This window comes from Stutzerimonas stutzeri (genome assembly GCF_002890895.1).
GTDB lineage: Bacteria > Pseudomonadota > Gammaproteobacteria > Pseudomonadales > Pseudomonadaceae > Stutzerimonas > Stutzerimonas stutzeri_AB.
Genome location: NZ_POUL01000003.1, coordinates 396,236 through 417,490, shown reverse-complemented (window position 1 = coordinate 417,490; position 21,255 = coordinate 396,236). Strand labels below are relative to the sequence as shown.

The following is a 21,255-nucleotide window of genomic DNA, read 5'->3' as shown; positions in this document are numbered from 1 at the left end:
CTCGAAAGATTCTGCAATGAAATCAATGGACCACCGCCCCTGACAGTTGTTCGCCGTCGCATCGGCGTTATCCGCCGCTAACCGTCGACACGCTTGTCCCCCTCGTCCTTCCCCTCTGCCGAGGCATGTTCGATCACGGCGTTCATCTCGGCGCCCAGGAGCAGAACTGCCGCTGAAATGTAGAAATAGAGCAACAGCACGATGACAGCGCCGATACTGCCGTAGGTCGCGTCATAATTACCAAAGTTCTGCACATACAGGCCGAAGGCAATGGAGGCGGCAATCCAGACGATTACAGCCACCACCGAGCCGGGCGTGATGAAGCGAAACTCTTGCTCTACATCGGGGGTAACGTAATAGAGCACCGCCACCACAAGCATCATCAGCACCACCACAACGGGCCAGCGCAGCCAGGTCCATAGCGTGACAACGATTTCCTTCAGGCCAACCTGATCAGCCAACCACTCGATGACCTGCGGGCCCACGATCATCAGTGCTGCTGTAGCCAGCAGGATCAGCGCCAGACCGATGGTGTATACGACCGAGAGCAGCATCAGCTTCCAGGTCGGCCGCCCTTCTTCGACGTCATACGCCTTGTTCATGGCGTTCATCAGGGAGCGAACCCCGACCGAGGCCGACCACAACGCTACGAGGATACCGAAGGAAACGAAACCGCCTTTTTCCTGTTGCATCTCGTCAATCACAGGATTGACCAGATCCAGCGCATCGGGCGGTAACACCAGCGAAACCTGCTGACGGAGCCAGGTGAAAAATTCCTGCAGATCAAGCAGACCCAGCAGGGCGATCAAAAACAGCAAAAAGGGAAACAGCGAAAAGATCGCACGGTACGCCAGAGCCGACGCGTAGGTGGTCATGTCGTCGTTGCTGAACTCCTTGAAGGTGCGTTTCAACAGCTCGAAGCTGCCGACGCCACGCGTATTCAGCATTGCCATTCCCCCGTTCACTGTAATTAAAGCCGAAGCCGTTAATCGTGGGACGACCCCCGACTGCAAGAGTTCGCCCCGCGTGACGGGCGACGCAGTGCAGGGCCCTCTAGAACCGTACGCTCCCCATCGGCTTAAGCACGACTGAGGCGTGGCAGAGGAACTTTCTTCGCTCGCAACGCTCTTGATGGAGTCGCCAATTCGGTCCAACGCTGACTGAAAGCGCATGCACAGCTGCCAAGTACAAATCGCTTAATCCGCGCGTTTGGCTTGGGCAGGAGTAGCAACCCGGACGCCAGCCATGGCTTTTGTCGCGATCAGCGGCCGCAGGAGCATTGAATGAAATCGGCCTATGCCACGGACGCAGCCCAGCCTGGAATGAAAGCCGACCTCGTCAAATACGCTCGACTCATAGTGACCAAAGGCAGCGGCGCCGGCGCTACGCTCGGCCTGAATATCCTCTTGGCGCGGTTTCTCGTGCCAGAGCTGGCCGGTACCGTGTTCTTTTGCGTGGCTTTGGGCATCTTCCTGTCCCTGCTCGCCCGGCTGGGCCTCGACATTGCTTGCCTGAAGAATATTTCCTCCCTGCACGAGGGCCAGCAGCGCAGGTACTTCGACCGCGCCTTGATCCTCGCGGCACTGACAAACATACCCGCGTTTCTGATCGGCCTGGCGGTGGTGTATTTCTCGGAAACCACACAGGCCTACTTCATCCACGCAGTCGTCCTGTTTGCGGTCACCGCGCTTGGCCTGTCACTGCTGAGCATCGCCAGCGAGACCTTGAAAGCCAAGCACAAAACCAGCGAAGGCCTGTTCTGGCAGACGGCGTTCCAGCCTGCACTGACGCTTGTACTGGTGGCGATCACCGGCAATGACCTGACGACCGTAGTGGGCTGCTTCGCATTCAGCTTCACGCTGGCCATCCTCGGGTCGATCTGGCGTGCCCGTACCAGCCTGCCCCGCTCAGGTTCCGAGGCTGCCCTGGGCTGGCGAGAAATGCTCATTCTCTGCATACCGCTAATGCTGATCGCCGTCATGAACAGCATCATCGAGCTGTCCGACACGCTGTTGCTCGGCGTGCTGCGCTCGGCCAGCGAAGTCAGCATCTATTACATCGCCGCCAAGATTGCAGCGCTCTCGACCACACTGCTGTTCATCATCAACGGCACCATCGCCCCGGACATCTCCAAGCGCTGGGCACGAGACGACCGCGCTGGCGCATTCGCCATTGTTCGCAAATATTCGCGATTCATGCTGGCGCTGGCACTGATGATCCTGCTCGCCATCGGCCTGCTACGCGAATACATCCTTGCCGTGTTCGGCCCTGAATACCGCGAGCAAGGCATCTATCCATTGCTGGTCCTTGCTGTCGGTTACTTCTTTGTCCTGGCCGCAGGCCCTCTGGGCATCTTCATGACCATGACGGGCAATCACCGCCGATACCTTCACAACAACATCGCAGCCTGCGTGATCAACGTAGCGCTCAATCTGATCCTCATCCCGCGCTACGGCGTCAACGGCGCCTGCTTCGCAACCGCCGTGGCGCTGGCGATCAAAAACACTCTGCTCTACGTGCAGTTCAAGAATATCGAAAGGAGTCCGACGCCATGACTGACCGGATAAACGTAATTGCTTACGGAGCCTATGACCGGCACAACTATGGCGATCTGCTCTTTGCAATCGTCCTCAAGCGTTACTTGGAAGCGGATGGTCGCTTTTCGGTAATAGTTGCCGCGACCAAGAAATCCAATCTCTCGAGCTACGGGGCGCTGCCCACCGTTCCGCTGAAAAAAGCGCTGGAGGCCACCCGCCCGCAGCCGAAAACGATGCTCATCGTGGCGGGCGGCGAGTGCCTTACAGCGCAATGGGAAAGCATCATCGGCTACCTCGCGCCGCAGGCGATCTACTACCCGATCAAGGCCAGCCCCTATCTGATCGGCCACAAGGCGTTCATTCGCCTGAGCCGTCTGTTCACCTCGATTCCTTCTGACATCCCACTGGTCCTGGGTGAGCGCGACCTGCCCGGCTACAAAGTGATGTACAACAGCGTGGGTGGCAACGAGATCAGTCGGAAGAAGCCGCTGATCCATGACGCCATCAAGCGCAACCTCAAGGACTGCACATACGTGTCTGTACGCGACCGAGAAACATCGGCCGAACTGGACAAGCTCGGTGTCGAGCACAACCTGGTACCTGACAGCGCCATCCTCATATCCGACATTTACCCGCAGCACGTCGAATCGACCGAACCCGGCCATATCGTCTTCCATATCTCTGATCACCACGCCAAGCGGCGCATCGAGGCGATCGCTCAGCAACTGACCGAACTCAACGTCAATACCGGGCTCAAGATCGCACTGCTGACCATCGGCAAAGCGCCAGGCCACTCGGATGACGATCCTCTCGACAAGCTGCACAGCCTGCTCGGCGACGAGCGCGCGTACCGTGTCGATAGCGGGAACATCAATGACATCATCCACTGCATTGCCACCAGCAAGCTCTATTGCGGCACCAGCCTGCACGGTGCGATAACCGCGCTTGCCTACGCCGTTCCGCAAATCGCATTGCTGCCGCAGCGCGTAATCAAGCTGTCGAGCTTTCTGGAGACCTGGGTGCCTAAGCAGTCGTGTGGCTTTGCAGAAGTCCCGCAGATCAGCCAGATCGGCACCAACCTGATCAACGTCTTCGGCGATAACCAACGGGCCGAACTACGTGCGGTCGTTGAAGCCATGAAAGGCCGCGTGCGGGCTAACCTCGATCATATGGTCAATCTCTATGACGCAGCGCCCGCCCGGGGTGAGACGAGCGGTAACCAGCAGCGCAAGCCCGAAGCGGTAGCTGCAAGCTGATCGATCAGCTGCGTTATCTGAACAACAAAGCCCGCAGCAGTGCGGGCTTTGTTGTGTCCATCAGCTTGATCAACAGCGCAACTAGCGGGCCGTGGTCAGCGACCCGCCTCGAGCCGTATGGAGCTTCTTGTAGCTGTCGATCAGCCGCAGGTGACGATCGAGCCCTTCAAGCTTGATGCTGGTAGGCGTCAAGCCAAAAAAGCGCACGCTGCCGTCAAGCGAGCCGATCACCGCGTCCATCCGAATATCGCCAAACATCCTGCGGAAGTTCATTTCGAAATCATCCAGCTGCAGATCCTCATCCAGCTCCACTTCCAATACAGCGTTCACCGCCTGGTAAAACAAGCCACGTTCGACGGTGTTGTCGTTAAATTGAAGGAAGGCTTCCACCAGCTCTTTGGCGTCTTCGAAGCGCTGCAGAGCAAGACAGATCAACAGTTTCAGCTCGAGAATCGTGAGTTGCCCCCAGGCCGTGTTGTCATCGAACTCGATCCCGATCAGCGTCGTGATGTCGGTGTAGTCATCCAGCTCGCTTTCTTCCAGCCGCTCAACAAGTGCTTCCAGGCCGGCATCGTCCAGGCTGTGGAGATTCAGAATATCCGCCCGGAACAGCAGCGCTTTGTTGGTGTTATCCCAGATCAGATCTTCCACCGGGTAGATCTCGGAATACCCAGGGACGAGGATGCGGCAGGCCTTTGCGCCGAGGTCCTCGTAGATCGCCATGTACACTTCTTTCCCCATCTCCTCGAGGATGCCGAACAGGGTCGCGGCCTCCTTGGCGTTGGCGTCGTCGCCCTCGGCCGTGAAGTCCCATTCAACGAAATCGAAGTCCGCCTTGGAACTGAAGAAACGCCACGACACCACACCGCTCGAATCGATGAAATGTTCGACGAAGTTGTTCGGCTCGGTCACTGCGTTGCTTTCAAAGGTCGGTTGAGGCAAGTCGTTCAAGCCTTCAAAACTGCGCCCCTGCAACAACTCTGTAAGGCTGCGCTCCAGTGCGACTTCGAAACTGGGGTGAGCACCGAAGGAGGCGAATACACCGCCGGTTCGCGGGTTCATCAAGGTCACGCACATCACCGGAAACTGCCCACCCAGCGAGGCATCCTTTACCAGCACCGGGAAGCCTTGCTCTTCAAGTCCCTGAATACCGGCCACGATGCCAGAGAATTTAGCCAGCACGTCCTGAGGAACGTCCGGCAGCGCCATTTCCCCTTCAAGAATCTCCCGTTTCACAGCGCGCTCGAAGATTTCCGACAGGCATTGCACCTGGGCTTCAGCGAGCGTGTTGCCGGCACTCATGCCATTGCTGAGAAACAGGTTCTCGATCAGATTGGATGGGAAATAAACCTTTTCGCCGTCCGATTGGCGTACGAAAGGCAAGGCGCAAATGCCTCGCTCCACGTTGCCAGAGTTGGTGTCGTACAGGTGCGAGCCGCGCAGATCGCCGTCAGCGTTATAGATGTCCAGGCAGTACGCATCGAGTATTTCTTTTGGCAATGCGTCCTTACGGCCAGGCTTGAACCAAAGCTCGTTGGGGTAATGGACAAATTCTGCATTGGAGATGTCCTCACCCCAGAACTGGTCGTTGTAAAAGAAGTTGCAATTAAGTCGTTCGATAAATTCGCCAAGCGCCGACGCTAACGCACTTTCTTTCGTGGCGCCCTTCCCGTTGGTAAAACACATCGGAGAATGGGCATCACGAATATGCAGCGACCACACATTCGGAACGATATTGCGCCACGAAGCGATTTCGATCTTCATGCCCAGATCAGCCAATAGCCCGGACATATTGGCGATAGTTTGCTCAAGCGGCAGGTCTTTGCCGGCAATATAGGTGCTCGTTTCTGATCCCGTGCCGGGTAGCAGCAGCGCCTGAGCGTCGGCGTCAAGGCTCTCGACTTCTTCGATGACGAATTCCGGCCCCGTCTGCACCACTTTCTTCACGGTACAGCGCTCGATTGAACGCAGGATTCCTTGGCGGTCCTTATCGGAAATATCCGCAGGCAACTCGACCTGAATTTTGAATATCTGGTTATAGCGATTATCCGGATCGACAATATTGTTCTGCGACAATCGAATGTTCTCGGTCGGAATACTGCGGGTCTGGCAATACAACTTCACGAAGTACGCTGCGCATAGCGCCGATGAAGCGAGAAAATAATCGAACGGACCCGGTGCCGAACCATCGCCCTTGTAACGAATCGGTTGATCGGCGACCACCGTGAAATCATCAAACTTGGCTTCGAGCCTGAGGTTGTCGAGAAAATTAACCTTGATTTCCATGCGGGATTACCAGAGCGATACATTTGATCGCTATTATCCGGCTTCCGGACAAGAAGTCTTATCCTTTTCCCAATAGGCGCTCGGTGAACAGCCGCTTTTTCAGCCTCTGAAACAGCCACCCAACGTAGCGCGCTGCGCGATCGCCCTTCGGAAAATGAAAAAGGCCCACATCGCTGTGAGCCTTGATTTCATTGGTGCCGGTGAGAGGAGTCGAACCCCCGACCTTCGCATTACGAATGCGCTGCTCTACCTACTGAGCTACACCGGCGCCGAGCGGCGCATTATCGAATTTCGCCGGTGCGGACTCAAGCCCGCACCGGCGAAACTAGCGCTGTCATCGAACGACTTCGATTCAGCGTGGCGCTGCGTTAGATACCTGTAGAGGTACTACCAGTTGTACCAGTCGAGCCGGTTGAACTGGTCGAACCGGTCGAGCGATTACTGTCGCTATTGCTAACCTCGTGCTTTACACGATTCGCGACTTCCTCGCCTTTGGCCGAGGCCTTCTGGTAACCCTCTTCCGCCTTATGACGAAGCTGGTCGGTCATGCGGTCGCTGGCCTCACCGAGCATTTCGTCTTCGCGACGGGACGGCGGCACCGCAGCAGCAATCAGAGCACCAAGTGCGATACCGATCGCACCGAGGGCCAAGGGTTGCTCCTGCAGCAGCTGGTTGAATCCACCGCGCGCACGGTCCGCGCCGCCACGAATTCGAGCCGATGCCTGGCGCCCTGAGTCACTTGCACGCGTCCGGGCACTGCCCAGCGACTCGGATACGCTATGACTCATCTGGCTGGCCTTTTCCTTCATATTGGCGCCTTGTTGCTTCATACCAGCAGTTTTGGCGTGAAGCTTGTCGCCCATGGAAGGACCGTCCGACCCCGAGCTGTAAGCCGTCGTGGTCACATTGGAATGAGGCTGGCGATTCTGCCCTGCCATCATCCAGATCAGTCCGATCGAGGTCAGGACAGTAGGAACCGGATTGGCCTTTACCGTATTGCTCAAGTTACCGAAGAACTCGCCACCGCCGCCTTTGACATAGCCCAGGGCGGTGTCAATCAACTCGCCGGGAGACAGTTTGTTTTCAAGCGCGTGAACAATGTTGCCGATCTCGGTGCGCGTTTGATCAATCTCGCGCTCAAGCTCGTCTGGATCCTTCTGCGCTTCGGCATCAATCTGATTACGTGTGCTCATGATGTGTGCCCCTTCACAGCTTCTTTATCCTTGTTGACCGAATGAATGGTGCGCTCCGGCTTGAACGAGGAAGCCTGAAACTTCTTCTTCCCGGACGAGACCATGATCATCCCGATAACCACCACAACAGCGCCGACGATGAGCGCAGCGAGCCAAGGCTCGACCACGTTGCTCAGTGCGAAGACAGCCGACATCAATAAAACGATGAATCCGCCGAGGAGCACTGCACCGCCGGTAGCGACGCTGCCAGCACCCGCCTTGGTTGCTCGGATCGACTCGCTCATTTCGGCCTTTGCAAGCGCCAGTTCCTTGGTAATCAAGGACGGCACTTCATGAGTCAGCTGCCGAAGCAGCCCACCTACTGAGGTGTCGTTTTCTGGGCGATGGCCAGGCTCCAAAGTCGCATTGGAGGTCGTGGTTGTGGTCGTTGTCTTACGTGGTTCGCTCATGGGAAAAGTCCTCCGTCGGTACCCTTGCCGTCGCGGCTGGTCGTGGAGCCTGTACTGTTGGAACCAGCATTTGACCCTACGCCCAACCCACTACTGGTATTGGCACCCGTACCGGTGCCCGTCCCGCTGGAACCAGCGCCCAGGCCTGTGCCTACGCCGGTTGCCGAACCAGTTCCCAGCCCCGTAGAGCTGCCGGTTGGCGATCGGGAGGTGCTGGTTGCAGACGAAACACCTGCATTGCTGACGCTGCCAACAGAGCCTGACTCGCCTGTACTCAGGCGATCATTCAGCTCGTGTTGGTCGGAGCTGTGATGGCTGCTGGAACCGGTAACGGAACTGGAACTTCCCTGATAGCTGTGATCACCCTGAGAAGCACGCTTGCTGGAAGCTCGAGCGAAACGAGTCAGCCCGAAGCCAAGCGCGATACTGCCGGTAATGAACAACGCTGGATTGTTTCGCGCCATGCGATTCACATCCTGGAAGAGCTCATCGACGTTTTTTCCGCGCAAGCTGTCAGAGAACTGCACCATGCTTTGCGCCATGTCGGAGACATAATTGGACAGTCCAAGACGGTCCTGACCCTCAAGCTCTTGAGCAGCAGCTTTAGCGCTCTGGGCCACTTTCTCAATTTCATCAGCTGCGGTTTCCCGATAGCCTTCCAACTGAGATTTCCCCTGCGTCTTCACCTGGTCGGCTGCCTGACGTGCTGTTGCCTTCGCGTCGTCAGTGACATGACTGGCCGTGCCGGAGCCGGTGTTTTGGGATGCACTGGATGTATGACTGCCACTCGACCCCATTCCCGAACTTGTCGAGCTGGTGGAGCTAGAGCCGGTGGTGCCGGTAGTGGAGTCGGGGCCGGTCTTGGGTTGGCCGCCGTAACCAGTAATTTCGTCGTCGGGTGTAGTCATTTGATTCACCTTTTATATGGCTTGGCCGGAAGACCACGGTCCGTAGGAACACAGCAAATGCGGTGGGCCGCGAACTGTGTAGTTTTCGGTGCGCACATATATGGTGACCGGGGGTACATTTTTGAGTTCCATATTTTCAGGACCGCGGCAAGTGCCCTACTCAAGCTAATAAAACTCAACGCAACTTGGATTAACTGACGGCAACGTGATAGCACTTTGTCCACCATTTCTCGCAATACCGCACCATCACTGAGTTAAAGCGAAGCGATAGAAAACAAGCGAAGCGGCAGTATCAGCGATCGCTGTATGTATCTTTGATTGGAAAACTCCGCGTTATCGTTAGGTACAGCGAAACCGCAGCCGACGAGCTGCATCGCAATTCCCTTGAGAACAAATCGCTAGACAATAAAAAACGGGCCCGAAGGCCCGTTCTTTATATCAGTCGCTATTACAGCGGACCGATGGTGGAGCATGTTCTCTTCGCAGCAGCGTGCTTTTGCAGCGGAGCCAACTGAGGACGATGCTTACCACTCGTTACGTCCAGCGCCATGATGTTCTCACCCCAGCGAGGACCCGCTGCCCAGTAGGTGCTCGGGATGCAGTTCGCGTTCAGGTAAGCCAGCAGGTTGTCAGTCGCGACCACAGCAGATGGAGAGAAGTCCGGAATGCCGTGCTCACCAAGGAAACCGCGCAGCTTGTTGGCCTTCAGCCACTCGACCCAAGGCTTGACCCGCTCGACACCCAGCATCGGCGCGAAGGTTTCGGCACGCTTGGTGTAGGTACCCGAGTAGTCAAAGTCCAGATACTGATGCGCTTCATAGACCAGGTTGTTCTTCGGATCACGCATCCACGGATCGTTGATCAGCGAGGTGTTGTACTTCTGCCAGTGGAAGGCGCTGGAGTAACGGTCACCGGCGATCATGATCCACTTGCTCGGATCGATCTTGCGAATCGCCTGGCCTGCGGCCTGTGCAGTCTGTGGCCAGAGGTTGTTACCGGTGTTGTAGGGCTCGTTCATCAGACCGTAGCCATACAGCGCAGGATGCTTGGACACCGCAACCGCGATCTTGCGCCAGGTCTCGGCGAACTGAGCGCGCGGCACTTCCGGCGAGTTAATGACCTTGCCGTAGTAGCGATAGTAGTTGTGCATATCAAGGACGACCTTGATGCCGTACTTCTGCGCGTAATCCAGCGACTGCTTGATGCGACCCAGTTCAGCTGCATCCAGCTCGGTGCCCAGCTTGGGCTGAATACGCTCCCAGAGGAAGCCCAGGCGGATCAACTTGAAGCCGAGCCCTGCGTGACGCTTGTAGTAGGACTCGTCTGCATAGGTGTAGCCCTTGTTATAGATACCGGGGACAGTGCCCGGATCGAACACGCCAGAGCCGAAGTTAACACCCACAAGATTAATACCGCTGCCATCACTGACTACCGGAGCCGGAGCCGGCGCTGGCGTCGGGGCCGGTGCTGGAGTAGGCGCAGGTGTAACGGCCGCTGGTGGCGTGGTTGTACCAGCGTTGCTGGACACAACACGAATGGTTTTCGGATAGCCAACGCTAGCCGCCGAAAGCTTCGAGCCACTGAGCATGACGGAAAGATGCGCGCCTACATCATAGACAGCCGCAACTTTACGGACTTGGCCATCGGCCAACTGAACCGATGCGCCAACTTTGAACGCAGCCTTGTTGGCACCGGTGTCAGGGATCGAGAAGCCGGCCGCCTTGCGGTAGATGCCATTCTCCCAATCGGAGTTAGAGAAACTGTTCATCGACGCGGTGTAGGTGCTGCTAGGCGCCGGGGCTGCCGGAGCTGCCGGAGCGGTTGTGACCGGAGCTGAAGGGGCTGGAGCGCTCGGCGCCGCAGCGGCTGCAGCAACAGTGCTGACGGTGCGTGGCGCGCCGACTTTGTTGCCATCCAACAGACCGCCATCTACATAAATGCTGAGGTTGGCTCCAACCTTATAGACCCTGGAAATCTTACGTACCTGGCCGTCAGCAAACTTGAGCTGAACGCCCGGCTTGAAGGCAGCGATAGAAGCTGAGGTGGCCGGGACGGAAAAGGCTGCCGTACGACGCCAAACGCCGTTAAGGAAATCGGTACTGGTGAACTTGTTGATTGAAGACGTGAAAGCCACCGAGGTAGCCGTGCTGGCTGTTGTTGCAGCAGCCACTTGGCCTGTGAAGGTAACAGCACTGAATACTGCAGCGAGCGCGATGGAACGAACGAGTGCCTTGGGGGCGCCCATAAATACATTGGTAGACATGCAGTCTCTCCGAAACTTAATACTTCAAAAGGCTTAAGCCTTTAAAAAAGTGGCGGGAGTTGTAATTAAGTCGTACAGGCGCTTGGGGCAGATGCATCACTCGCGCAACCGGACGAACCGCGTTGCAACGACGCCGGATCACCAGTAGTGAAACCCGGCAATCCGTTGCGTGGCGTCTTTATAATAGGTTTCCAAAACGATTCAAAATTTATTTGGCGGCTTTAGAACGCCAACTCTACGTCACAATTTTGACCAGCCATTAATCCGCTATTAGTTTGTGGCTTAGTGCCACCATCTTAAATAGGGTTTAATCCGCTTTAGCACGTTTCGTTTATGGTCCTACCAGCGTCATTTTTTTGGATTTTATCTATCAGCATCACTGTTAGCTGCTATCAGGCTAGCCGACGAACGGTAGGCGTAAGGAAGCCCTGTTTCCGGTCGCTCATAGAGAGAGAGGAAGTAACGTTTCCCAAACAAAAGCGTCGCTCGCCACCTTTTTGAGCATCAGGAGCGTTCTATGAGTCGAGAACAGTTTGCAGTGGGCGACCACGTCCGCTGGAATTCGGAAGCGGGGCATGTAACGGGGCGTATCGTAAAAGTGCACACCAGCGATACCGAATACAAAGGCCACAAGCGACACGCCAGCCCAGATGAACCCCAATACGAGATCGCAAGCGACAAGACCGATCACGTGGCAATGCACAAGGGCAGCGCGCTGAGCAGGGCGAAATGAGTCCACCTCAGCCACACCGAATCTGGACCATTGGCCACTCAACACGCACACCTGCGGCCCTTGTCGCCTTGCTGGAGCACTACGGCATACGGGCGATAGCCGACGTTCGACGTTTCCCCGGTTCCAGGCGATTTCCGCAATTCATGTCGGCAAACCTGCAAGCCACGCTCGCCGAGAATGGGATTGCCTATGAGTGGATCGAAACGCTGGGCGGTCGCCGACGAGCTTCACCGGGTCCTAGCGCGAGCGCTTGGCGCAACAGCTCTTTTCGCGGCTACGCCGAACACCTGCACAGCGACGAGTTTGCGAGCGGGCTAGAGCAGCTTTTACGGCTGGCTGCCGAGCAACCTACGGCGATGATGTGTGCTGAATTACTCTGGTGGCGGTGCCACCGGTCAATGGTGTCCGACGTCTTGAAGCTACGCGGAGTTGAAGTGCTGCACATCCAGGACGAGCAACGTCTGACAGTGCACCCCTATACATCGCCAGCAAGACTCAATAACGGCAAGCTGGTTTACGACGAAGGCGCTGGCCAGCCACTTAAGACATCGGGGCCGGGCATCGACTGAGCTTGTGGACTACATAGGGATCGAGTCGGCATAACTGGCCGGTTTTCACGGCGCTGCGCCAGTAGGCTTAGCGGCTGAAATGACAATCGGAACCGGCGAGGCGAGGCGCATGGGTTGTCCGCTACAAACAGCACTCGCTCACCAGAACTTTTTCTTTAGAGCGACTTCTTATGGCCGGATGCACTCCAAGCGTCATGCCAACGGTCAACTCGGCGCATGACGCGCAGTACGGAACCGCACACGCTGCCTAGGCAGCTCGCTCATAGGAAGAGGAGTTCAAGTGCAAAGCCTCCGTACGGGCAAACTAATCGCAATCCGGCAAAGACTGGCGGGCGACGCCTCTGCCAAAGTGTTTAAGGGCATGGCGACCCTTGCCGTCGGCAACGGCTTGGCCAGAATAGTTGGCCTCGCCTCCATCCCGATCCTCACTCGAATCTACAGCCCGGAGCATTTCGGCGTCCTGTCGGTCTTTACCGCCTTGCTGCTGATTCTTACGCCGCTGATGACGCTGCGCTACGAACTTGCGGTTCCGCTGCCTAGCCGGCATGGGGCCGCCATGACGCTGATGGCATTGGCTGCAGCCTTCGTTGCGGTGACAACGGTATTGGTGAGTACTGTTCTTTGGCTTGCTGGCCCCGTCTTGTTGACCAGCATCTCAATGGAGGCGCTTATTCCGTATCGCTGGATGCTGGCAGTGGCACTGGCAAGCGCTGGCTTCTACGAAGTTTTTCTGATCTGGGCGGTTCGCCGGCGCGCCTATGCGGCTATCGCCCGCACACAGCTGCAGCAGAGCGCCGTTGGCTCGATTGCCAAGGTAGTGTTGGGATTGCTGGGAATGAAGCCCCTTGGGCTTCTGGCTGGCCAGGTGTTGGGAGCTGGCGCGGGGACGTTTAAGCTGGTGCGGTTGTTCAGCGCGGATGTGAGGCGCTACTGGCGGCAGGTCACCCTGCAGCGGGCGTGGTGGCTGTTCAGGCATTACCGGAGTTTTCCAATCTACCGGCTGCCGTCGCAGCTCTTACAGATCTTTTCCAGCCAGGCTCCACTGCTACTGACTGCAGCGCTCTATGACCCGACAACGACCGGACAACTTGGGCTGGCCATGATGACGCTGGCTTTGCCAATGAATCTACTCGGTCACTCGACCAGCAAGGCCTACTACGCCGAAATCGCCACGATAGGACGTAAGCGCCCTGCAGAAATCCGCACGCTGACCTATTCGGTGATCAAAAGGTTGCTGTTACTCGCACTCGCACCGACGCTGCTGCTGTTGCTCTTCGGGGAGCGATTATTTGCGGTGGCGTTCGGCGCAGAATGGGCCGTGGCCGGTGAGATGGCGTCAATACTGGCGATCTATCTGTTGTTTCAGTTCATGCACGCGCCCGCTTCGCATCTGTTGTCGGTGTTCCAGGGTCAGCGGCTGCTGCTGATGCTGAATGTGCAACGCGCAGTGCTTACCGCTGCCTGCTTTGCCAGCGGGCAGCTGCTCGAGCTACCAATCACTTCGGTTGTGTTGATCTACGCGGTCACGCTCTCGGCCCACTACCTGTTCAGCCTGGCGATGACGCTACGGGTGATTCCTCGATAGTCGTCGGGCGCCGCCCGCCCCTGCTGCCGCGGCCATCCATGGCGATGCGGCCGCAGCGGGACCGTATCAGGGCTCGCGCTTGAGGGCATTCCAGCCGCCTACACGGCGGGCGCTGGATAACGCATTACGCGACAGGTAGAAGAAGAACACCGGTATACCGATGGCATATCGCTTGAATAGCCGGCGCGGCTCGATGAGCATGCGGAACGCCCATTCCAGCCCCAGACGTCGAAAGACCATGGGCGCGCGCGGAAAGCGCTGCGCTGAAAAGTCCAGAATCGCACCGCCACAGATCAGCAGCGCGCGGGTATCCATGGCCTTTTGCAGATGCAGCGCAACGCGCTCCTGCTTGGGCATACCCATCGCCAGCACGATGATGGGATAGCGGCCTGGCACGTGGTGCCGCTGATAGAACTCCAGGTATTCCTCAGGCGCCTTGAAGCCATCAATAGCGTGGAAACGTCTGTCTCCGAACAGGTTGCGCGCACCTTCGCTTAGCCAGGGCTCTCGCGTGCCCATGGCGAACAACTCATAACGATCATGGGATTCACCCACCAGATCTTCAATCAGCTCAGGGATGAAGTCAGACCCGTTGAGGTTAGCCTTCGGATCGCGGCCATTGAATGTGCAGGCCATCTTGATGCCAATCCCATCGCGCAGCAGGTAGTTGACCTGCATAAAACTATCCAACACCGCCGGCTGACGCTGTGCAATGTTGTAGCCATGCTGATTGAGAAAACCAAGAATCGTCGGCGCTTCGCGCTTTTTCAGTTCGGAAATGAAGGGGCCGGTATCCGATTCTTCCAGCAGTTTCAACTTCCCTATCAAAGGATCCATCCTTTTGGTGAGGGGATTTTTCATAAATAGATTCTCTGTCTGTAACCCATGAAAGTTGTTGGCACCCGATTCCCATCTTGGTCGTCGTGGGCCGCCAAGCAGAAAGATTCGCCTGACAAAAATGAACAATGCCTTCCGGCACCGGACAAACGAAGCAGCCGCAGCCGCAGCCGCAGCCGCGGCATCGTCCAAAAGAGCAGAAAGAGGTAGTGAGATGTTAAGGACACGCAGCGCTTCGAACCGATCAAAAGGAATACTCCTCGGACTCACGGTTGCGCTCTGGAGTGCCGCCAGCTATGCGGAAAATATCGATCTGGTGGGGCTGAACATTGGCGGAGCCGCATTTTCCGGGAATGTCATCCCCGGAAAATATAAAACAAATTATTTCTTCCCCGCGCCCGGCTATTTTGCCAAGTGGAAAGCCAAGGGAATCGAGACCATCCGCTTCCCCATCATGTGGGAGCGTTTGCAGCCAGCATTGAATGCCGAACTTGATGAGGACTATGCAGAACTGATCGACCAAACCCTGCAGCAAGCCGCCCAATACGACATGCGCATCATCCTCGACATCCACAACTATGCCCGATATCGAAAGCAACTCATCGGCACCGAGGCCGTGCCGATCTCGGCTTATGCCGATCTGCTCGAACGTGTTGCCAAACGCTGGAAAGATGAAAAAGGCCTTTATGCCTACGACATCATGAATGAGCCACATGGCGCTGACGAATACTGGCCGGCAGCCGCTCAAGCCGGTATTGATGCCATTAGAAAACATGACCAGAAGCGGCCCCTGCTCATCGAAGGTAACTTCTGGTCCAGCAGTTATCGCTGGCCTAAATTCAATGATCCGTTGCTGCAACTGGAAGACCCCTCCGACAAGTTGATTTTTTCTGCTCACCTGTACATCGATAAACATGGAAGCGGACACTACAAAGAGCCGCTGGAGAAAAATTTCGACACCATGCTAGGCGTCAAACGAGTCAAGCCCTTCATCGACTGGCTGATCAAGCATGACAAACAAGGCCATATCGGTGAATTTGGCATTCCCGCAGACGAACCTCGTTACCTCGAAGCCATGGATAACTTGCTGGCTTATCTTCAGGACCACTGCATCCCTATTACCTATTGGGCAGCAGGTTCCTCGTGGGGCAAATACAAACTATCCATCGAGCCTACCAAAGACGGCCGAGACCGCCCCCAATGGGAAGTGCTCAGCAAGTACGTCGGCCAAGGTGACTGCAGTCGCATTGGCCCTAATCGCTGACTGAATCATTGAACCGGTGGTTGGTTGCACCCTTCGGTACAACCAACCACCCGCTCAACTCTTCGACGATGATGCTACTGGCGCCCATTTGCTCAAAAAAGACTTGGCCTTCCCGACCAGTTTCGCCTTCAGGCTGTGAGTTTTCCGCAGTGTATTGGCCTTGAGGTTATAGACCTGCCCAGGCACATACATCTCGTTTGTCTCGATGCAGTACACCGGCTTGCGGCTGAGCTTCATGATCTCGACGGCCTGTCTGACTTCGCTCTCGACGAACAAGCGTGTCAGCGGCTGCTTGGAATAGACTTCGGCCTTGAACTTGTGGTGAATGTTCAAACGCCGGCGCTCTTCCGCAGTCGGGAGATCCAACATGTGCAACGTCCCGTATTGCACACCGTTGCGCTGCAGCCACTCCTCCGTTTCGGCGCGATACTTCTCCAATCGGCTGGTCACCAAATGCGCGACCTTGACCGAAGGGATGAACAACGGGCGTGTACAGCTCAGAAACTCCCGGTAGTTCGGTCCGTCATCGTTTTCATCGTTGGTCGGATCGACACAGAGCACGCCGTCGATATCCAGGCACGCCTGAGCCAAGAATGGATGGTGCATGATGTTCCACTCGAACACCCGAGGCTGCTCCACGAGCTCCAGATACATGTCTACGTGGTGTCGATTATGCTTCTCGGCAAAACCCGCCATGGTCAGAACCTGACCGCCATAAACGGCGCGGACTTGTTCATCCGCCGCACGCATCGACTTGGCCGAAGAAACACTGTCGTCGACCAGCAGAATCTTTTTCGCATCCCTCGGCTTTACCAGTTCGGCGTGCTTGTAGGTGCGGGTATTACCCTTCTTCAGGTCGTCGTTGCGCAGGAAAGAGTAGAGATCTGTCAGCGGCAGATTCTGTTTCAGTGCGATGATGCTGGCGACCAACATCCCACTTCTCGGTATGCCGACTATCAGTTCGACATCATTGGGAATTTTGCTAGCACATTCCGTGCTCAACCGCGACAGATCATTCAGGCTTCGGTAATTCATAGAACTCTCTCCTGCGCCCTGTTCTTTTGACAGTCCATTTTTATTGGATCGGTTACCTGTGTTCAGCGCCCCAACGACGAACGCAATTGTTTGGAATGCGTATGGACGTAATGCAACATGTAGAGCGCCAACGCATTGGGTTTGGAAAACTTCAAAAACCGCTTTCGGATATCCATATCTTCACGGATCGCTTCGAAACGGCGTTTATGCGAGACACCCGTGGTGTCGAAAATACATAACGGGAAAGACAGCTGAAGCACCTCGGCCTGCAAATCCAGGCCCTGTAGAAACTCAAGCAGCAGGCAATAGTCGGCTGACAGCTTGTAATCCAAGCGGAATTTGAACTGCCGCAGCCGCTCATTTTCGAAGTACATCGTTTGATGGCTCGCCGGTAGACCAAGCGGTGCTCGCTCAATAGGTCGCGCGGCTGTACGCTTCAATTCACCACTGGCTTCCTTGCGATAGAAGTCGCCATAAACAAATTTGGGTTTGACTGTGGCATCGGTTAATTCTTCGTTGATCCGCTCCAGTACGGTCGGATCGGCAAATGAATCGCCACTGTTAAGGAACAGAGTAAAACCAGGCGTTTCAACAGCCCGCTGGCGTCCCTTTTCCATTGCGTCATAGATGCCTTTGTCTGGCTCTATGGTGATTTCAGCTTGGCTGTCCTGCAAATTCCTCAGCCACTCGCCGCTCCCGTCTTTGGACGCACCGTCTATCACGATCCAGCGGAAGTTCCGGTAAGTCTGGCTGGCCAAGCTCTGATAGGTTTCCTTCAGGCCGTCAAAATTATTCCAGTTTATAGTTACGATACTGAAACTGACCATAATTCACCTGTTCTAGATTTGCATTTAAAGGAGCATCCGCCATCTGCAACTTGGCGTAATAAAGGAAAAATGCAGCAGCCATTCCATACACATCGCCGGAAAACGTCAGTGCGTTGGACAACGTGATATTCAGCATACTGACTACGAATGACAGCTGTAGCGCGGCGAGAAGATTGCCTTTGTCCGAACATTGCCGCATGACCCAAATGAAGCCGCCATAGAACATCAGGACGACAATTGGGGTCAGGAACCCATAGCGATGATAAACCCCGAATATACCGACGTCGGCGAGGTAGAAGTGCGAGTTATAGACCCTTGAAAAACCACCATTCCATTGCAGAGACAGCGCACCCATACCGAAGTAGTTGTTGGTGCTGATAGCGTCGAGAATCACGGAGACAGTTGTGTCACGTACCCCAGGGCCGGATGTTGCATCAAATAACAAGGCGTCGAAGCGCGCGAACTGCTCTTGATAGAACTCCGGAACCATCAGGTACGAAACCACCAGCACCGCCACGCCAAGCGCACTCAGCTTCATCAATGAATCGATACGCTTGCGGAAAATCCATACTCCGGCCAGCGCCCAGACCAACATGGTCTGGCGTGTCTGCATGACCAACCACAGGTAGGCGACGAAGTAGAGAAGAATTGCCAACCGGCCGAGGGTGACGCGGTCTTTCATGCTGTACATCACCATGAATACGGCAATGGTCACGAACGGCGAGCCAATACGGAAGCGGTTCGGTCGCAGCAGATCCTCGTACTGCGTCCAGTCATCGACGGTAAAGGAGGCAATCTGGTTCTGAGGAATGATGCCCAGGTAATACGCAAAGCCCAGCGTCGCGCAAAACAGCGCGATATATAGAAAGTATTTCGCCAGCTCTTCCTGAGTGGGAGAAGCCTTGATCAACAGAAACAGCGTCGGGAAGAACACCAGGTACTGAAAGAAGCGTCGCTCTTCCAGCAAGCCATATGCCAGCGGCTGACCGAAGTTCAGGTTGGCGAGTACCGCAGAGATCACCGGCAGCAGGCAGCCCATGAAGATGATCCACAGGCTGGTCTTCGATTGGTAGACCCACTTCCACGCCACGAACAGACAGGCAGTCGCCGCCACCACCAACAGCAGGAACACCTCTTGGAAGTATGCGATCCCGGCTCGCTTGTCATCCGTCAGGAAGAAGCAGGTCGAGTTCAGCAGTAACAGGATGAACAACAGATTCTTGTACGCCAGAACTTTCCTTAACAAGCGCTCTCTCCAGTATCCGATTGACGTGGCGAAACATAGAACCGAGCAGCCCATCCTGATGACCTGGATGAGGCAGCCCACTGCGGCGAAGAAACATGCGCCATGGATGGACAACAGCAGCGGTAGAAAGGTCCGCTGCTGTCAAATGATCCATGCCAGTCACTATTTCGGTCAGTGGCGTGCCTGATGCTGGTTTTCCACGAACCAGCGATAGGCGTCGCGCAAGCCGTCTTCCAGGCTGATGCTGGACTGCCAGCCCAGCGCCTTGAGGCGGGAAACGTCCATCAGCTTGCGCGGTGTGCCATCCGGCTTGCTGCTGTCGAACTTCAGTTCACCCTGGTATTCGGTGACCCGGGCGATGGTTTCAGCCAATTCACGAATGCTGCAGTCAACACCGGTACCCACATTGATGTGCGAAAGCATCGGCTGGGTATGGGCCTGGTAGGTTTCATCATCCAGCTCCATCACGTGCACGCTGGCAGCGGCCATATCGTCGACGTGCAGGAATTCGCGCTGCGGCTTGCCACTGCCCCAGATCACTACCTCATCGTCGCCACGCTGGGTCGCCTCGTGGAAGCGCTTGAGCAGAGCAGGCACGACGTGGCTGTTTTCCGGGTGGAAGTTGTCGTTGGGACCATAAAGGTTGGTCGGCATTACGCTGCGGTAGTCACGCCCGTACTGGCGGTTGTAGCTTTCACAGAGCTTGATACCGGCGATTTTGGCAACTGCATACGGCTCGTTGGTCGGCTCGAGCACACCGGTCACCAGCGCTTCTTCCTTCATCGGTTGCTCGGCGAACTTCGGATAGATGCACGACGAGCCGAGGAACAGCAACTTGTTCACATCGTTGCAGTGGGCCGCATGAATGATGTTCGCCTCGACCATCAGGTTCTGATAGATGAATTCGGCCGGGTAGGTGTTGTTGGCATGGATGCCGCCCACCTTGGCCGAGGCCATGTAGACCTGATCAATCTTGTTTTCCGCAAAGAAAGCGTTTACCGCCGCCTGATCGACCAGGTCCAGCTCTTCACGGCCGCGCCTGATGAGGTTGGTGTATCCCAGCGCCTGCAAGCGTCGGACGATCGCAGAACCCACCATGCCGCGATGTCCCGCAACAAAAACACGTGCGTCACGATTCATATTCAGTTCTCCACACTCACTGGAATTTCAAAGCCGTGCTCTTTGAGCAGGGCATGTCGCTGGGCAACCTTCAGGTCCTCGCGAACCATTTCGGCGCACATTTCCTGCACGCTGATCTCTGGCGTCCAGCCCAACTTGTTCTTGGCGTTGCTCGGGTCGCCGAGCAATGTTTCCACCTCTGCCGGGCGGAAGTAGCGAGGATCGATGCGGACCACAACGTCGCCGACGTTGAGAGCTGGCGCCTGGTCCCCTTCGATACCCGCGACGACCGCGACTTCCTCTACCCCGCTGCCTTCGAAGCGCAACTCGATGCCCAGCTCGGCGGCAGACCACTTGATGAACTCACGCACCGAATACTGCACGCCGGTAGCGATGACGAAGTCTTCGGCCTGATCCTGCTGCAGCATCATCCACTGCATGCGCACGTAGTCTTTGGCATGGCCCCAGTCGCGCAGTGCATCGAGGTTGCCCATGTGCAGGCAGCTCTCCAGCCCCTGAGCGATGTTCGCCAAGCCACGGGTGATTTTGCGGGTCACGAAGGTTTCGCCACGGCGTGGGGATTCGTGGTTGAAGAGAATCCCGTTGCAGGCATACATGCCGTAGGCTTCGCGGTAGTTCACCGTGATCCAGTAGGCGTAGAGCTTGGCGACTGCATAAGGGGAACGCGGGTAGAACGGCGTGGTTTCCTTCTGCGGAATCTCCTGCACCAGGCCATAGAGCTCTGACGTGGAGGCTTGATAGAAGCGCGTCTTCTTTTCCAGACCCAGCAGGCGAATGGCTTCGAGGATGCGCAAAGCGCCCATACCATCGACATCGGCTGTGTACTCGGGCGACTCGAAGCTGACCGCGACGTGGGATTGCGCGCCGAGGTTGTACACCTCATCCGGCTGAACTTCCTGGATGATGCGGGTCAGGTTCGACGAATCGGTCAGGTCGCCGTAATGCAGCACGAAATTCTGGTCTTCAACGTGACGGTCCTGATAGATGTGGTCGACCCGCTGCGTATTGAACGACGACGCACGGCGTTTGATGCCGTGTACTTCGTAGCCCTTTTCCAGCAGAAACTCAGCGAGATAGGAACCGTCCTGGCCAGTAATTCCGGTGATCAGCGCGCGTTTCTTTTCCAT

Annotated in this window: 18 protein-coding genes and 1 tRNA gene; 6 read left to right on the top strand and 13 right to left on the bottom strand. The window is 56.3% G+C overall.

Translation table 11 applies throughout. The annotated features are described in order from the left end of the window. Window positions 1-77 precede the first annotated feature (77 nt). The gene (locus CXK96_RS07635; RefSeq protein ID WP_102835870.1) at window positions 78-953 is read right to left on the bottom strand and encodes a YihY/virulence factor BrkB family protein; all 876 of its coding nucleotides are present in this window, start codon (window positions 951-953) and stop codon (window positions 78-80) included. A gap of 330 nt (window positions 954-1,283) precedes the next feature. On the opposite strand from CXK96_RS07635, the gene CXK96_RS07630 reads away from it, so the two are divergent. Both CXK96_RS07630 and CXK96_RS07625 read left to right on the top strand, forming a co-directional pair. Then, a complete protein-coding gene (locus CXK96_RS07630; protein WP_102835869.1) occupies window positions 1,284-2,555 on the top strand; it encodes a polysaccharide biosynthesis C-terminal domain-containing protein in 1,272 nt (423 codons plus the stop codon). Continuing rightward, complete coding sequence (locus CXK96_RS07625; protein ID WP_102835868.1) at window positions 2,552-3,793, top strand: polysaccharide pyruvyl transferase family protein; 1,242 nt, start codon at window positions 2,552-2,554, stop codon at window positions 3,791-3,793. The genes CXK96_RS07630 and CXK96_RS07625 overlap by 4 nt, the downstream gene beginning before the upstream one ends. 81 nt (window positions 3,794-3,874) lie before the next feature. On the opposite strand, the gene CXK96_RS07620 is transcribed toward CXK96_RS07625, so the two are convergent. The 6 genes from CXK96_RS07620 to CXK96_RS07595 all read right to left on the bottom strand — a co-directional run bounded on the left by CXK96_RS07620 (window position 3,875) and on the right by CXK96_RS07595 (window position 10,892). Next, window positions 3,875-6,079, bottom strand: coding sequence for an OsmC domain/YcaO domain-containing protein (locus CXK96_RS07620; protein WP_102835867.1), 2,205 nt, complete (start codon window positions 6,077-6,079; stop codon window positions 3,875-3,877). Between the two features lie 192 nt (window positions 6,080-6,271). Beyond that, window positions 6,272-6,347: transfer RNA gene (locus tag CXK96_RS07615), tRNA-Thr, on the bottom strand. Window positions 6,348-6,447: 100 nt separating this feature from the next. Further along, a complete protein-coding gene (locus CXK96_RS07610) occupies window positions 6,448-7,272 on the bottom strand; it encodes a DUF3618 domain-containing protein (protein WP_102835866.1) in 825 nt (274 codons plus the stop codon). Then, a complete protein-coding gene (locus CXK96_RS07605) occupies window positions 7,269-7,721 on the bottom strand; it encodes a phage holin family protein (protein ID WP_102835865.1) in 453 nt (150 codons plus the stop codon). Before CXK96_RS07605 ends, CXK96_RS07610 begins: the two co-directional genes overlap by 4 nt. After that, a complete protein-coding gene (locus tag CXK96_RS07600; RefSeq protein ID WP_180981502.1) occupies window positions 7,718-8,629 on the bottom strand; it encodes a hypothetical protein in 912 nt (303 codons plus the stop codon). Before CXK96_RS07600 ends, CXK96_RS07605 begins: the two co-directional genes overlap by 4 nt. Before the next feature lie 448 nt (window positions 8,630-9,077). After that, entirely contained in the window at window positions 9,078-10,892 is a 1,815-nt protein-coding gene (locus CXK96_RS07595; RefSeq protein WP_102835864.1) for a glycoside hydrolase family 5 protein, read from the bottom strand. 517 nt (window positions 10,893-11,409) lie between these two features. On the opposite strand from CXK96_RS07595, the gene CXK96_RS07590 reads away from it, so the two are divergent. The 3 genes from CXK96_RS07590 (at window position 11,410) to CXK96_RS07580 (ending at window position 13,779) form a co-directional block, all read left to right on the top strand. Then, window positions 11,410-11,625 carry a DUF2945 domain-containing protein gene (locus CXK96_RS07590; protein ID WP_102835863.1) on the top strand — a complete coding sequence of 72 codons (216 nt, stop codon included), beginning with the start codon at window positions 11,410-11,412 and terminating at the stop codon, window positions 11,623-11,625. Beyond that, complete coding sequence (locus tag CXK96_RS07585; protein WP_102835862.1) at window positions 11,622-12,194, top strand: DUF488 family protein; 573 nt, start codon at window positions 11,622-11,624, stop codon at window positions 12,192-12,194. Before CXK96_RS07590 ends, CXK96_RS07585 begins: the two co-directional genes overlap by 4 nt. A 361-nt stretch (window positions 12,195-12,555) precedes the next feature. Further along, window positions 12,556-13,779 (top strand): lipopolysaccharide biosynthesis protein, encoded by a 1,224-nt coding sequence (locus CXK96_RS07580; RefSeq protein ID WP_219807523.1) that lies wholly within the window; start codon window positions 12,556-12,558, stop codon window positions 13,777-13,779. Between the two features lie 66 nt (window positions 13,780-13,845). Here the strand turns inward: CXK96_RS07580 and CXK96_RS07575 are convergent, their stop codons facing one another. Beyond that, window positions 13,846-14,616, bottom strand: coding sequence for a WecB/TagA/CpsF family glycosyltransferase (locus CXK96_RS07575; RefSeq protein ID WP_102835860.1), 771 nt, complete (start codon window positions 14,614-14,616; stop codon window positions 13,846-13,848). 121 nt (window positions 14,617-14,737) lie between these two features. Here CXK96_RS07575 and CXK96_RS07570 point away from each other — a divergent pair, with 121 nt between their 5' ends. Beyond that, window positions 14,738-15,880 (top strand): glycoside hydrolase family 5 protein, encoded by a 1,143-nt coding sequence (locus CXK96_RS07570; RefSeq protein WP_256061591.1) that lies wholly within the window; start codon window positions 14,738-14,740, stop codon window positions 15,878-15,880. 54 nt (window positions 15,881-15,934) lie between these two features. Here CXK96_RS07570 and CXK96_RS07565 read toward each other — a convergent pair whose 3' ends face one another. The 5 genes from CXK96_RS07565 to gmd form a co-directional block, all read right to left on the bottom strand. Continuing rightward, window positions 15,935-16,915: a phosphoribosyltransferase family protein gene (locus CXK96_RS07565; RefSeq protein WP_102835858.1), complete on the bottom strand. Its 981-nt coding sequence runs from the start codon at window positions 16,913-16,915 to the stop codon at window positions 15,935-15,937. 62 nt (window positions 16,916-16,977) lie between these two features. Then, on the bottom strand, window positions 16,978-17,742 hold the full coding sequence (locus CXK96_RS07560; protein WP_102835993.1) for a glycosyltransferase: 765 nt from the start codon (window positions 17,740-17,742) through the stop codon (window positions 16,978-16,980). After that, window positions 17,705-18,988 (bottom strand): hypothetical protein, encoded by a 1,284-nt coding sequence (locus tag CXK96_RS07555; RefSeq protein ID WP_256061590.1) that lies wholly within the window; start codon window positions 18,986-18,988, stop codon window positions 17,705-17,707. Before CXK96_RS07555 ends, CXK96_RS07560 begins: the two co-directional genes overlap by 38 nt. Window positions 18,989-19,159: 171 nt before the next feature. After that, a complete protein-coding gene (gene fcl / locus CXK96_RS07550; protein ID WP_102835857.1) occupies window positions 19,160-20,128 on the bottom strand; it encodes a GDP-L-fucose synthase in 969 nt (322 codons plus the stop codon). Window positions 20,129-20,130: 2 nt separating this feature from the next. Further along, window positions 20,131-21,255 (bottom strand): GDP-mannose 4,6-dehydratase, encoded by a 1,125-nt coding sequence (gmd, locus tag CXK96_RS07545; protein WP_102835856.1) that lies wholly within the window; start codon window positions 21,253-21,255, stop codon window positions 20,131-20,133.